Here is a 14,998-nt window from a genome sequence, read left to right as displayed (position 1 = left end):
GACCTCCCTTTCCTTCAAGCCTCAATATGAACTGTCTTCCTCTTTGATAATCGCCGGAATCACCACAGACACGGTTGTCCCTTCCCCCTTAGATGCCGAAATTCGCAATCCGAACGGCTCTCCGTATTTAAGCTGCAATCTGTCATCAATATTTCGGAGACCTACACCGCTAAATTTATGTTGAGTTCCTGTATCTTCGTTCACATCATTAAAAATTTCAAGGATTCTTCGCTCTTCAATCCCTTCCCCGTTGTCGGTCACATCGATTCGCAAGCATCCCGCTTCCAGCTGTGCTCCGATTTGGATCCTGCCGCCGGTCTTTTTGTTCTTAAGCCCATGCAAAATACAGTTTTCCACCACTGGCTGCAGCAGCAGCTTTATGATCTGATATTTCTCCAGGCTAGGGTCGATATCCATATGCAATTCGATACTGTCATTATAGCGGGCGCTTTGAATATTCATGTACGCTTTAACGAGATGCAGCTCTTCTTTTAAGGTGATCTCTTCGTCACCCTTCTTCATACTGACCTCCAGAAGCCTTCCCAAATCGGCAATCATATTCGAGGCACTAACCGCCCCATTCATCATAGCAGTCCATTTAATAATATTTAACGTGTTAAACAGAAAATGCGGGTTAATCTGAGCCTTCAACGCTTCATATTTCAGTTCCTGTTCTCTGCTTTGCTCTTCGACTACCTTAAGAACCAGCTCATCAACCCTTTTAAACAAATGGTCAAAGCTTCTCACGATACTCTTCACATCGTTGGAGTAAGTAATATCCTTAGTTCCCAGGCTGTAGTCCCCGATTTTTTTCTTCCTTAAATCTTTAATAAGAAGCTTTAAAGGGTTTGTAATATAAAGGATTAGCGAGACACTCGACAAAAGAAACAAGCCAAATACAATATAATTGATAGTCAACACCTGATTTTTAAGGCTTGACGTATTTTTCATCACATCTTCATAAGGAATAACCGATACGACCGTCCAGTTCAGCCGGTTCAGAATATGATAAGTAACCATATACCGCTTTCCTTCAGAGGCTCCGATAAAATAACCCTTTTGCGTACCATACAGCTTCAGGTCTTTTTTCACATTATTAATATCGTTTATCTCTACCTCGCCTGAGGTCTTAATGATTCGATCCTGACTATCCAGCAGCAGAATCGATCCTTTGGAACGAACTGTAAATAGGGATACGAAATTATCCAGGTCCAAATTAATCATAACGACACCCAGCATTTCGCCGGTAAAGCTGCTTTTTATAGATTTGGCAAGGGATACGTATTGTTTATCGTCATTTAAGTTGGAAGAATGATAAAGGAACGGAACCGTCCAGACCGAATCTCTTTCATGCCGAATGAGAGAATTAAACCACTCATCATCTTTTAGCCAAGAGCCGAATTCTTGCTTGAAATTCAAATACTCCTGGTTCATATCGATATCGCTTACAATATTCCCCATCACATTGCTGACAATTCCGTCCGAGCTGACTATGATCATATGTGCGTTATAATTAAAAAAATTGTTGTTTTTGGCATAATTCAGGCGATTTTCAATCTTGGACATTCTTGAATAATCTTCAGTTGTCAGCTCCTGCGGAAGTTTCATCCTGCTGAACGCTTTGAAATCCGGACTTCTGGAAAAAGCACTTAAATTCGATGTGATGGTATCATCCAGACTTAACACATTCGATAGCTTCATCATGTCCAAAGTAACATTCTCAACTTGATTACCTACCTGCTCAAGGTTGCTGATTAACAGGTCGGAGGTTTCTTTCTCAAATAACGTTTCCGTATGCTTAAAATTGATGTTCAGTGAAAAGAATACGGCGGCAAAAACGAGGATGACAATGGAGACTATGATCCGAATCTGCAAATTGCGATACAAAAAGCCAATCCATTGCTTAATCTTGTACAGAATCGGCTTCCCCTCCCGAGAACTTTCCGTAAGGAAAGTTTACTTCGTAAGCACATGCCGAGTTTTTGCGCAGCAAAGACTCTCTTCATGTTGTATCTATTGTACTGGAGTCCTATTGGACCAGCAACAATTATATAAGCAGCCCCCAGACAAGAGACTGGGGGCTGCCAAGACTCAAGCGGCCATTACTTAATGAATGTATCCTCCAGCGTGATGCCGGATTGGAAGGATAAAAATCCCGGCATGTTCTTGAATCCGCCGACGCTCGCCTTCATTCCGTACGCTTGCTCACGCCATGATAAATATACGAAAGGCGATAAATCGAGCGCCCGGTCAATCAATTTATCGTAGATCTCTTTGCGCTTCGCTTCATCTATCTCTTTTCTGCCGTCGATTAGCAGCTTGTTGATTTGCGCGTCATCAAAGAAAGCCGAATTGTTAAGTCTTGCAGGGCCGCCGGTGTAGAAGTTGCTAAGCCAGTCTGCATCTGTAATATCTCCCGCTGTGCCCGCTACAACAAAATCATAGTTGCCTTCGGTATTTTTCTTCACACGGGTAGCCCAATCAGGTAGATCAAGTTCGATTTCGATTCCAACCTTCTTCAGCTCGGACTGTACGGCCACAGCTGTTTGCTGGTGATAAGAAAATTGGGATGTGGATAAGAGACGCGCTTTAAAGCCGTTAGGATAGCCGGCTTCCGCAAGCAGTTTTTTCGCCTTTTCAATATTGTACTCAAAATATTTCTCATTCTTTTCATTATAACCCATATAGCCTTCTGGAATAGCCATGCCATATATCGGTTTTCCGCGTCCATTAAACGCTGTGTTAATAATCGATTTGCGTTCGATCGCATACGAAATGGCCTTTCTGACTCTTGGATCACTGAACGGCGCGAACTGCGTGTTGAACTGCAGCTGCATAAACGGCCCGCTTACTGCGTCAAGCTTCAGCTTCGAATCCTGTTCAATCGCTGCTGCGTCCTTCCAAGGTACGGTGTCGATCAAATCCACATCGCCGGCTTTGAGCGCATTGACTCTTGTATTTTCATCCGGATAAAAGACGAATCTCAAAGTATCCAATTTTCCCTTATCCTTCTTGTAGTATCCGTCGAATTTCTTCACTACGAATTCTTGACCCTTCGTCCATTTAACAAACTGGAAGGGACCTGCTCCCATCGGAGACGCGTTCAAATCGCCGTTTTTCTCCTCGGTGTACTTCTTGGATACAATAACTGACTCAGGAAGAGCCAAGTAGTGAATAAACGGAGCAGAGGGCTCCTTCAGTGTTACGGCAACCGTTTTAGCATCAGTTGCTTCAATCTTTTCAATGACGGACAATTCGTTGCGGAAAGTCGCGTTATTTTTTGGATTAGCGATTCGCTCGAATGTATATTTCACATCCTCTGCGGTAACTGGATCGCCGTTTTGAAATTTAGCGTCGCGAAGCTTAAACGTGTACGTTTTTTTATCGGCCGACAAGGAATACGTCTCTGCCAATTCATTGCTCAGCTTTCCTTCCTTGTCATAATTAACAAGACCGCGATAGATAGCCAGTTTGATCGTTCGGCCATGCGTCCCGTTTTGCACCAGCGGGTCCATGGTCGCCGGCTCACCGGATAGACCGAAGACGAGGTTGCCGTTTTTAGCGCTGCCTTTATCCGAGTTGTCCGGTTTGGCGGAGTCGGCCGCTTTATTCGGTACCGCCCCTCCACAGCCGCTCACAATCAAGACAACGACCATAATTAAAAACATCATTTTAGACAAACGCTTTACCATATTGCATGCCTCCCCTTGTTATTTATAATACGGTATTTATAATAGGGACAGCCATTGGAAATGGCCGCCTTTATTACCAAAGCTTAAGAACGGTTCAATTTCGGATCCAATATGTCTCTTAGACTGTCACCCAACAAATTGACGGCTAAAATGGTGATACCTAAACATAAGGAAGGCCAGACGGCATACATCGGATTTAAGCTGATATAACCCCTAGATTGTCCAATCATTTGGCCCCATGAAGGTTCAGGTGGAATTACGCCTAATCCGAGAAAGCTAAGTCCCGATTCAAGAAGAATGGCGGCAGCTATAGTCAAACTGATTTGGATAATAAGCGGGGACATGATGTTGGGTAAAATACAGCCGAACAACACCCGCATATGAGACGCTCCCAAAGACAGCTCACTTTCTACATATTCCTGCTGCTTGATCTGCAATGTCGACGAATAGGCGATTCGGGCAAAGTGAGGAGCATAAACGATTCCTATAATAATGATCAGATTTTTGATGCCTGCTCCCCAAAATCCAACCACCATCAACGCCAACAAAATCGGCGGGAAGCACAAAATAATATCCACAGCCCGCATAATCGTTTTTTCGGCAATACCACGGAAGTAACCCGATACAATCCCGAGCAGCAGCCCAACGGAAAATGCTACTATAGTTGAGCCTATCGCTACAGTGAGTGAGGGGCGTATTCCTAGAATTAGCCGGCTTAATATATCTCTGCCAAATTCATCCGTGCCAAGGAGATATTCCGGCAAGGTAGATTTAAGCACGATATCCGGATGAATTTCAAGCGGATCATGAGGAAGTATCCATGGTCCAATCGCGGCAATGATTAATATAGGAAGCAGTACTATAGAGCTAATGACAAACGTTCTGTTCCTGATGCACTTGTTCAGCATACATCCAACTCCTTGACGATATTCGGCATCTCACAGCATGCGCTGCCTTCGGCTTTAGCGAACTCTCGGATCCATGAGTCCATACAACAGATCAACGCATATATTAACTACGATAAAGAATGTGGCCATGACGACGATACAGCCTTGAATTAAAGGATAATCGCGGTTTGCTATCGACTTGACCAATAGCGTGCTCATTCCCGGCCAGTTAAACAAATACTCGATGAGAACCGTACCCCCGATTAGGTTACCGAGCTGCAAGCCGATTATCGTGATAACGGGAATAATCGCATTCCGGAAAGCATGCTTGGAGATAATCTTCCACTCCGGTACCCCTTTTGCTCTAAGCGTCTGAATAAAATCCTTATTTAATACTTCCAGCATGGACGAGCGCGTCATTCTTGCGATCGAAGCCGCCAAGCCCAATGCTAGTGTTAAAGAAGGCAGGACCAGGCGCAGCATATGCTTCCCCGGGTTATCTGTAAACTCGACAAAACCGCTGGCAGGAAGCCATTGAAGCTTGAAGCTGAACACGAGAATCATAAAGGCGCCTAACACATAGACAGGGAAAGAAACGCCCAGAGCCGATATAGACGAAAGCGCCAAGTCAATAAAGCTCTGCCGTTTCAAGGCTGCGGCAATGCCCAATGGCACACCGATGATCATGGCGAGAACGATGGATACAAGCGCCAGCTCTATTGTATTCGGAAGTCTTTGCATGATATATGTGTTGACCGAGGTTTTATCAAAAAGGGATTGCCCCAAATCAAATTTCGCAAAATTAACAAGCCAATTCAAATACTGCATGATCAAAGGCTGGTCAAGCCCAAGTGTATGGCGCATTTCCGCCACTGCCGCAGCGTCTCCTCCTCTTTCCGTACCCAGCACGAGAACTGCAGGATCCCCCGGCATAAAGTGAATCAACGAGAACACCAAAGTACCGACGACAAGCACCTGAACGATAAGCAGTACTACTTTTTCACCCAAATAACGTACCATTCGATCACCCTCTATTCAGCAAAACCGGTTGTTGTTGTTGTTGTTGTTGTTGTTGTTGTATTTCTGCGCTTGCATTTGTAAATAAGTGGCATGCCACGGCATGCTTGTCGCTTAGCTCAATAAACTCCGGAGCAACTTCGCTGCAAATCGGCATGACATCCTTGCACCTTGTACAAAACCTGCAGCCTATCGGCGGATTAACTGGGCTTGGAACGTCGCCGCTTAATATAATGCGCTCCTTGTTGAAATCGGGGTCCGGCATAGGAATGGCGGACAGCAGCGCTTTCGTGTACGGATGTCTGGCATTAGCATATAATTCCTCCGCATCGGCAATCTCGACAATACTCCCGAGGTACATGACCGCTATACGATTGCTCATATGCTTGACGATCGATAAATTGTGGGAAATAAACAAGTAGGTCAAACCGAATTCTTTCTGCAGATCGTCAAGCAAATTCAGAATCTGGGATTGGATAGACACATCCAAAGCGGATACAGCCTCGTCGCATACGACAAGCTTAGGATTTAGCGCAATCGCCCGCGCTATTCCAATCCGCTGCCTCTGGCCGCCTGAAAATTCATGAGGATAACGGTTTATATATTGTGGACTTAAGCCCACTAATTCCAGCAGCCGTTTCACCCTTTTTTCCTTGTCTGCTCCGGCTGCGGCACCGTGAATTTCAAACGGCGCTCCAATTATTTGTCCAACCGTTCTTCGCGGATTTAACGATTCGAACGGCTTCTGAAACACCATCTGAAATTTGCCGCGTTGCTTCCTTAATTGCTCGCCTTTCAGTTTTAACAGGTCGATATTGTCAAATTTAATTTCACCGCTGTCAGCATCGGTAAGCCGCATAATGACGCGCGACAGTGTGCTCTTCCCGCAGCCGGATTCACCGACAAGTCCAAATGTCTCCCCCTTGAATATGGAGAAACTAACATCATCAACCGCCTTGACATATCCGAGCCGTTTTGAAAAAACACCCTTTCTTAAAGGAAAATACTTTTTAACGTTGTTAACCTCCAAAAGAATCTCCTTCATCCTGTTTCACCTTCCCTCCATGCCTGATCCAGCTTCCAGCAGCGAGCCTTGCCGTTATGACAGGCCTGCATCATCTCCGGTTCCTTTTGCCGGCATATATCTGCCGCATCCGGGCATCTGGGGCTAAACCGGCAGCCATCCGGCATGGAACTGATACTTGGAACGGTGCCGCTTATACTATACAGCTTTTCATTCTTTTGCCCCATATGAGGAATCGATTTAATCAAGCCTTGGGTATAGGGATGCTGCGGATTGTGGAAAATCGACCTGACATCCCCCTCTTCCATAACTTTTCCGGCATACATAACGGCAACGCGGTCAGCCATTTCGGCTACAACTCCGAGGTCATGCGTAATTAGCATAATGCTCATATTCATTTCTTTCCTGATTTTTTTCAACAATTCCAGAATTTGCGCCTGTACCGTTACATCAAGCGCCGTGGTCGGCTCATCTGCGATAAGAAGCTTAGGGTTGCATGACAGCGCCATCGCAATACTAATTCGCTGGCACATCCCCCCGGAAAGCTCATGTGGATAAGCATTCATACATCTTTCCGGGTGAGGGATGCCAACTTGCTTCAACAGCTCTACCGACTTGTCATAGGCACCTTGATGGGATATTTTTTCATGAATTCGAACGGCTTCAATAACCTGGCTGCCGCATGTATATACGGGGTCCAAAGCCATCATCGGGTCCTGAAAAATCATCGCAATGGACTTCCCCCTGATTTGTGACATTTCTTTTTGGCTAACCTTCAGCAAATCCCGACCTTCAAACGAGATCTCTCCTGTCGTTATTTTCCCTACCGCAGGAATGAGCTTCATCAAGGAAAGTGACGCCACGGTTTTACCGCTCCCACTTTCACCGACAATGCACAATATTTCCCCTTTATCAATCGTTAAATTAACTCCGCTAATAGCCGGGAATACACCCTTGTCCGTCTTAAACTCTGCAGTAAGGTTGCTAATTTTCAATAGGGCATCATTCATGAGTATCACTCCCAGCTTTGTTCGCCTACCAACGATGCAATCGCTTCAAGACTATTTGACCACTATAAATCTAACATGAACATAACACAATTCACTTCTCTATCTATAACTAATTATATATTCATGTCACATTTCATTCCATGCAATACTGTATGCTTTCCTTGTAAATTCATATCGTATTTTGTAAAAAATGCGTGGTACGGAATCAGCTGGTTCAGACGGTTCTAGCTTCTTCTACTATATTCAGATTTTGTTGTATTATCGTCTTGTATTGATGAAGAGTGGTCCATTTTACATTCTACATTTTACATTTGAAATCGGAATCGGTCTCCGCGTGAAATAATTTTAACGTATTCCATAACTTGTCTTTGTTCCGAATAGACTAATGCGGTCATCAGAAACATGGACGCGCCTTTTACGGTATTCAACAGCCTGCTCTCGCTTGGCGAGGCATAGACGAGTTCCAGCGTTTTACTGGAATATGCAGGCCGCAGCCCGTACTTTTTATCGAGTATCTGATATAGGGATTGATCAACCAGAATTTCATGCTGAATCCCCGGACACCGTTCCAACGACAAGTAGGAGGTTTCCAGCGAAACCGGTTCGTCGTTAATGAGCCGAAGCCTCTGAATTTCAGCGATCTCTGAGTTTTCCGGTACTCCCAGTAATAATGCCATCTTCAGGGATGCCGGCGTTACTTTGACGCCCATCGATCTGGCTCCTGCAGTCATCCCTCGTGCCTGCATACGATCGGTGAAGCTAGTCACGTTCACAAGCTCCCGGTCGATTTTCGGCTTGGATACGAAAGTCCCTTTGCCCTGCTTCCGGGCTAATATCCCCTCATTCACCAAATCTTCAATCGCCTTGCGGACGGTAATACGGGAAACCTCATACTCCCCGGCCAAATCCATCTCGGCGGGAAATCTGTCTCCAAACTGCAGCTGATCCGATTGAATCAATTCCCGGAACTGCTCTGCCAACTGGATATACAGCGGAGTTGAAATAGTGGGGTCCAGCTTGTTCTTCACTTGTCTTTCACCTGCCTTTACGTATTACTTCAGGCTGCTCTTTGTCCAAAAAACGGCCACAGCACAGTGAATACATCTGTGCCATGTCCGTAGGGATGGTTTTAAGATTGCTCTATATTAATAAGGAACCTGGAACATATAACGCCGAGTCTCGAGAGGATGATTTCTACTTTTCGACAACGCCAGGGCAAACATGCGCAGTACGACATTGATGACGAGCGGAGCCAGATATCCTTTCATTTCTTCATCAATGCCGGTAAGATCAAAATTTTTGGCATCGACCACAATCAGCTTTTCCCCGTATTGTTTTAGGAACGTTAGTGCCCGCTCTTCCAAAGGACGAGTTTCATCCAAGCCCATCAGCAAAATGAATGGAACATCCTTATCCAGTATCTCGAACGGCCCATGAAAAAATTCCCCTGCATGAATGGCGTGAGAATGAATCCGCTGCATCTCCATCAATATGCATATAGCGAAGGAGTACGCCATGCCGTAACTTGCTCCACTAGCCATCGTATACATGATTTTTTCGTCCTTATATTGCTCGGCATATGCTTGTACCTGATCTGCATTCTGCTTCATGACTCGCTCGAATACAGTGCCAAGGTTCTCCAGGCTGCTAATCAGCTTTTCATATTTTTTGTTGCCTTCTTTCACATACAAAAGCCCCATAGCCAATTTATAAAGGATCGCATAGTTCATAATTTCCGGGAGCGGCTCCATATTTCCGGCCGAAATCCAGCTGTAGTTAACAATGAAATCAGACTCATCGGCAAGCGGGGCCGTCTCCACATACATCAGCGAAACTGTTAAAGCACCTTTGCTTTTAGCAAATTTGGCGGCCTCCGTCGTTTCCGGAGTTTTGCCTTTATGCGAACATAAAATAACTAATGAATGCTCGCCCAATGATTGGGGATTTCTGTGAATGAATTCATTGGAGCTATAAATTTCAGCTGTAATCTTGCTGGATTCGCGGTCAATGAAATATTTACTCGGATACATAAGTGCTGATGAACCGCCACACGCCACGTAAAACACTCGGGTAATCGTTCTTTGTTTAAAAGCCTCAAAGATCTGTTCAAGCTGCGTATTTGCATTCATATAAGGTGCTGAGTTTACCATTTGGATAGTCCTCCTGTAATCTTGATTATTGTTTTTTCTTGCCGTATCCGAAAGCGCCGTAATGCCCGCAGGTTACCGCAGCCGACCGTGAAGCTTGAATGAGAGCAGCCTGCATATCCCGATACTCGTGATAATGTGCAAGGAACCCCCCGATAAAAGAATCGCCGGCGCCCATCGTATCGATGACATTGCCCGTCATATGAGGTTGGCTGCAGATGATGCCGTCTTTCGAAAACATAGCAGGCTCCGCCCCTCTTGTCACACCAACTACTTGTACTCCCAACTGATGAACTTCCTCGAACAAGGAACTGATTTCGCTGTGAGACATGTCGCTGCCCGAGAAAAAAGCATAGGTCAAATACGGGCAAACAAGCTGCAAATATGCTTTATTCCATCGCTTCGTTGTGGAAAAATCAAATGAAAGCGGTTTATGCGCCAAACGGGACAGCTCGTGCTCGATATCACTATTCACACTTGTATGCACGACGTCATATTCATTGATATAGTCGAGATCATCCTGGGTAAGCTTAAGCATAAGCAAGGACTGTAACCGGATTCCACGGTTAGTACCTACGAAAATCCGATCGCCCTCTTCATTTAGAGCAACGACTGCTTTGCCACTAAGGCCGTATGCCCGGCGAATACGGGAGAAATCGATTCCTTCTTCCCCCATGCATTTCACAACATGCTCCGCTTCCGCATCATCCCCAACGATTCCCAGATAAGCGCATGCACTCGCACCGTTTCGTTTACTGGCGACCGCTACATTCAAAGCATTGCCTCCCGGATACATCAGCCCTTGGTCTTGATAATAATCAACAACGTTATCCCCGATTCCAATCAGCTTCATTGTCTCGCTTTCACCTCTTTTAGGCCTTTACTCCGTTTCGTAATTCAATAGTCGCCAATTCGTCGATCTGTAAGCCCGCAGGGGAATTCACCAACACAACCCCGTAATCCCCTTGCGCCGATTCCAAGGAAACTTTCCCTTCACGCACATCTGTGAGCACTGACTCCGCCGGGCGTTCATATGGATTTCCGTAACCGCCTGATCCCGGTGAGCAAACGCTCACTAAGTCCTCTTTGTTCAGCGTAATCCCGGATATTTTAGAGCCCAGCTGCTTGAGTTCGCCTCCGCCCAGAGCGGCCTTGAAGCTGCCCGGACTTCCACTCTTTCCGCCTTCCAAGCCCCATGGAGAGAACTTATGGCGGTCACCAAGACCTGTATAGCTCATTCCATCGTTCAAAATTCGGAAGTCTCTTTGAATGCCGAGGCCACCCCGGAACCGTCCTGCTCCTCCCGAATCAGTCCGCAGTTGATACCGCTCCACCAATACCGGGTATTCGCGCTCCAACGCCTCCACCGGCAGGTTCGATGTGTTGGTCATATGCACTTGAACGCCGCTTAACCCGTCTCCACGACTGTGTGCCCCGGCCCCCCCTGCGATCGTTTCAAGATAAACGAAATAATTGCCAGTCTTCAGGTTTGTACCCGAGAAAATAGCCGATGTCACGACACTGTTGCACGCCGCCAGGACACGTTCTGGGGCCACTTGGGCTAATGCCCCCAAGATCACATCTACCACCCGTTGGGCTGTATCGATCCTCTGTCCCACTGGAACCGGCAGCTTGCAGTTGACAATCGATCCTTCGGGTGCCGTTACCTGCAAAGCCCGGTAAATCCCTTGATTCGCAAAAATTGATTGTCCGGCAACCGCTTTGAAGCAATAGAAGGCCGTTGTCAGAAGTCCCGAATATGTCATATTCAGCGGACCAGGCACCTGTGGACTCGTTCCCGCGAAATCGACTTTTGCCATGCCGTCCACGATCGTGATCGCAGCCCGAATCGGAATCGGAGTATCCGAGTTGGCGCCTGCATCATCCAAATAATCTTCAAACGTGTAGGTTCCCTCCGGCAGCGTACGGATCCCGGCACGCATCAGATGTTCCGCATAGTCCAGCAGAGCATCGGTACATTCGGCAAAATAATCCGCACCGTATTTCCGCACGACTTCACCCATCCGTTTCGCTCCTGCAATATTCGAGGCGATTTGCGCATCGAGATCTCCGCTCCGCTCCACAGGGGTCCGGGTATTCAGGATAATGTAGTCATAAGTCTCCTGGACAAGCTCTCCCGCCTGACAAATCCGTCCTAATGGAATCCGCAGCCCTTCCTGATAGATGTTGTCCGAATTCGCCGATACACTGCCGGGTACCATCCCGCCGATATCCGAATGATGCGCAATATTGGCCACGAAAGCTACCAACCGTTCATCGATAAAAACAGGTGATACCATCGTGATATCGGGTAAATGAGTCCCGCCTCCAGCATAAGGATCATTTGTAATGAACATATCACCAGGACGCAGCGACTGCACCGGGAACTTCTTTAACACCTCGGTGACGACGCCGAGCATCGACCCAAGATGCATAGGCACATATTCAGCTTGCGCAATCATTTGTCCCTTTCCGTCAAACAGCGCTGTCGAGCAATCTTTTCTCTCTTTAATATTGGTGGAGTAAGCCGTCTTCACCAACGTAACGCCCATCTCTTCCGCAACGGAGAGCAGCAAATTTCCGACAATTTCTAATGTAATGGGATCTATCCGTTTCATTGTTGTTCCTCCTCGCCAAAGGTATGAATCAGCAGATTGCGGTATGCATCCACTTGCATGGTTTGCCCCGGCAGCAGCAGGATCGTAGAATCCATCTGTTCAATGATAGCTGGACCCGTGACCCGATCCCCGGGAACCAGTTCGCTCCGCTGATAAATAGCCGTCTGGTAATAATCCGGACGATCTGCTTCCGAGAAGTACACTTCCCTGTACAATGATGATTGCACCGTCCGGCTGCCGTTCTCATCCCCACGCTGCAGTGTCGCCTTGGGCAGCTCACCAAGAGCAGTGACCCGATAATTGACGAACTCCACGATTCCTGTCCGGTTGGAGTATCCGTAATTTTTCTCATGCTGCTCATGGAAACGCGTCAATATCCCTTGCATCCCTTCGCCAGTCAATTCAGACCATTCGACGGGGATCGTTAGTTCGTAATTTTGTCCCTTAAACCGCAAATCCAGTCCAAGTACAAATCTGCGCTTCGCTTCTGTTATGCCTTCCTTCTCCAGCATTGCCGCTCCCTCTTGCTCCATACCGGCAAAAAGCCCGCGGATTGTCTCCATACTGCTTGCACTTGATTCAAGCAGCGAGGACCGGACATAGTCGGAGCGAACGTCCGTCACCAGAAGGCCAAGCGAACAAAATGTACCCGGTGAAGGCGGAACCAGAATCCGGGGAATACCGAGTTCACGCGCCAATGCACCACAGTGAAGCCCACCTCCACCGCCAAAGGAAACGAGCGTAAATTCCCGGGGATCGTATCCTTTCTCCACGGAGATTAAGCGGATCGCCCGTGTCATGTTTGCGTTCACCACAGAAAGGATGCCCATTGTCGCTTCAAGCAGCGATAGATTCGTTCGGTCGCAAATGTGTTCCTGCACGACCCGTTTCGACGCTTCCACATCTAGAATCATTCTTCCGCCCAAAATACCATTTGGATTCAAACGGCCGAGTATCGTATTAGCGTCTGTCACGGTCGGCCGCGTTCCGCCACGTCCGTAAGCTGCGGGTCCAGGCATGGACCCGGCGCTTTCCGGCCCTACCTTCAACGCACCGCCGGCATCCAGCCATGCAATCGATCCTCCACCCGCACCGCATGCATGAATATCCAACATCGGAATGCGTGCGGGGAAACCTTCAACTTCACGTTCCATCGAAATTTTGGGCTCGCCGTTCTCAATTAAACTAAAGTCAGCCGAAGTGCCTCCCATGTCAAACGTAATCATATTTTTATAACCTGTCAGCTCGGCCAGATGTGCTGCCGCCACGACACCGGCTGCTGGTCCGGACACTGCAGTACGTACCGGATTTGCTACAGATTCTTGAATCGAAATGATACCGCCGTTCGATTGCGTAATGTATGGATCTACCGGAATGCCCGCCTTACGGACGGATTCCTGAAAATTTTCCATATACCGCTGCATAACCGGACCAAGGTACGCGTTTAGAGCTGTTGTGCTTAAGCGTGCATATTCTCTAAACTCCGGTACCACCTGATGAGAAGCGGACACGTAGGCTTCCGGGTACAGCCTCCGAATTTCCTCTACTGCTTGTTTCTCGTGCTCCGGGTTGAGGTAGGAGAAGAGAAAACATACCGCGATCGATTGTACACCTTCACTCTTCAAGTGTTCAATTGCTTCACGCAGACGGTCACGATCCAACTGTTTTCGTACGCTGCCGTCCGCATACAGGCGTTCGTCGACCTCCAACCGCAGATGGCCGGGAATGACCGGTTCCGGCTTTTCCTTGAAAAAATCGTAAAGACTTGGGCGGGTTTGACGCCCGATTTCAAGCAAATCACGGAATCCTTCTGTGACAAGAAGCCCCGTGAGTGCTCCTTTTCTTTCGATCAGTGAGTTGGTGGCCACTGTTGTGCCGTGAGCCAGATAACGAACCTCCGACACAGGAACTTCGTTCAGCTCCAGAATTTGCACAACGCCGTTCATGATAGCCCGGGATGGGTCTTCAGGCGTGGAAGGAACTTTATGGTTCAATATCTCTCCTGAATGTGAATCAACCAATGTTACGTCAGTAAAGGTTCCTCCGACATCTACTCCGACCATGTAACGCATATTTTTCCTCCTCGTACGCACTTGTACTGTAACCAGTTGTTATATATTGTCCTGTTGTACTATATTGTTACAAGGAAATTATATATCGCAGGTTTTGGGCAAACAATGTAATATATGACTTATTACTTGTCATATTGTCCTTTAATTAGCGGCTAAATTGGCTTTTTCGGATTGATAAAAACCTTAAGCAGCCACACTTGGCTCATCAAAATTTGCAAATGCGGAAACAAACATGAATAAGACGATATAATACAACTTTACAGATAAATATTACCTCTCGGAGTTTACCATTGCTCAAATAGACAGCACTGGAAATCGCAGCCTATCGACGAAATAATATTTTGGAGTGGGACTGCCCGCTTTCCCCAGAGTCTCGCGAAGAGGGTCCTAGAAAGACCTGTCGTTACAAATATTCGTGCGACGCACAAAAAGGCTGTCCCAAAAGGGTATCAGTGAATGAATCAGTCCCAAACTATGTACAAAGACGCCTCCAAAACCACCATGTAAGTGGAAATGGAAGCGTCTTTTTTG

11 protein-coding genes are annotated in these 14,998 nt (G+C 46.9%); all 11 read right to left on the bottom strand.

Features of this window, described 5'->3' with window-relative positions; genetic code table 11:
• Positions 1-21: 21 nt before the first annotated feature.
• Positions 22-1,887 (bottom strand): sensor histidine kinase, encoded by a 1,866-nt coding sequence (locus tag ACFQ0C_RS30470; RefSeq protein WP_379372409.1) that lies wholly within the window; start codon positions 1,885-1,887, stop codon positions 22-24.
• A 215-nt stretch (positions 1,888-2,102) separates the two neighbouring features.
• Positions 2,103-3,692 (bottom strand): ABC transporter substrate-binding protein, encoded by a 1,590-nt coding sequence (locus ACFQ0C_RS30465; RefSeq protein ID WP_258214380.1) that lies wholly within the window; start codon positions 3,690-3,692, stop codon positions 2,103-2,105.
• A gap of 83 nt (positions 3,693-3,775) precedes the next feature.
• Positions 3,776-4,600: an ABC transporter permease gene (locus ACFQ0C_RS30460; protein WP_379372406.1), complete on the bottom strand. Its 825-nt coding sequence runs from the start codon at positions 4,598-4,600 to the stop codon at positions 3,776-3,778.
• A 54-nt stretch (positions 4,601-4,654) separates the two neighbouring features.
• Entirely contained in the window at positions 4,655-5,599 is a 945-nt protein-coding gene (locus ACFQ0C_RS30455; RefSeq protein ID WP_379372404.1) for an ABC transporter permease, read from the bottom strand.
• Between the two features lie 4 nt (positions 5,600-5,603).
• A complete protein-coding gene (locus ACFQ0C_RS30450; RefSeq protein ID WP_379372402.1) occupies positions 5,604-6,641 on the bottom strand; it encodes an ABC transporter ATP-binding protein in 1,038 nt (345 codons plus the stop codon).
• Positions 6,638-7,630 (bottom strand): ABC transporter ATP-binding protein, encoded by a 993-nt coding sequence (locus tag ACFQ0C_RS30445; protein WP_379372400.1) that lies wholly within the window; start codon positions 7,628-7,630, stop codon positions 6,638-6,640. The genes ACFQ0C_RS30450 and ACFQ0C_RS30445 overlap by 4 nt, the downstream gene beginning before the upstream one ends.
• A 305-nt stretch (positions 7,631-7,935) precedes the next feature.
• The gene (locus ACFQ0C_RS30440; RefSeq protein ID WP_379372398.1) at positions 7,936-8,658 is read right to left on the bottom strand and encodes a GntR family transcriptional regulator; all 723 of its coding nucleotides are present in this window, start codon (positions 8,656-8,658) and stop codon (positions 7,936-7,938) included.
• A 117-nt stretch (positions 8,659-8,775) separates the two neighbouring features.
• Positions 8,776-9,780 carry an SIS domain-containing protein gene (locus ACFQ0C_RS30435; RefSeq protein WP_379372396.1) on the bottom strand — a complete coding sequence of 335 codons (1,005 nt, stop codon included), beginning with the start codon at positions 9,778-9,780 and terminating at the stop codon, positions 8,776-8,778.
• A gap of 25 nt (positions 9,781-9,805) precedes the next feature.
• Positions 9,806-10,630, bottom strand: coding sequence for a PfkB family carbohydrate kinase (locus ACFQ0C_RS30430; RefSeq protein WP_379372394.1), 825 nt, complete (start codon positions 10,628-10,630; stop codon positions 9,806-9,808).
• Positions 10,631-10,649: 19 nt separating this feature from the next.
• Positions 10,650-12,395: a hydantoinase B/oxoprolinase family protein gene (locus ACFQ0C_RS30425; RefSeq protein ID WP_379372392.1), complete on the bottom strand. Its 1,746-nt coding sequence runs from the start codon at positions 12,393-12,395 to the stop codon at positions 10,650-10,652.
• Positions 12,392-14,467 (bottom strand): hydantoinase/oxoprolinase family protein, encoded by a 2,076-nt coding sequence (locus ACFQ0C_RS30420; RefSeq protein ID WP_379372390.1) that lies wholly within the window; start codon positions 14,465-14,467, stop codon positions 12,392-12,394. Before ACFQ0C_RS30420 ends, ACFQ0C_RS30425 begins: the two co-directional genes overlap by 4 nt.
• Positions 14,468-14,998: the final 531 nt, after the last annotated feature.

The sequence above is a fragment of the Paenibacillus sp. GCM10027630 genome (genome assembly GCF_042676305.1).
Classification (GTDB): Bacteria; Bacillota; Bacilli; order Paenibacillales; family NBRC-103111; genus Paenibacillus_S.
The sequence above is the reverse complement of the archived record's forward strand: the minus strand, read 5'-3'. Positions and strand labels throughout refer to the sequence as shown.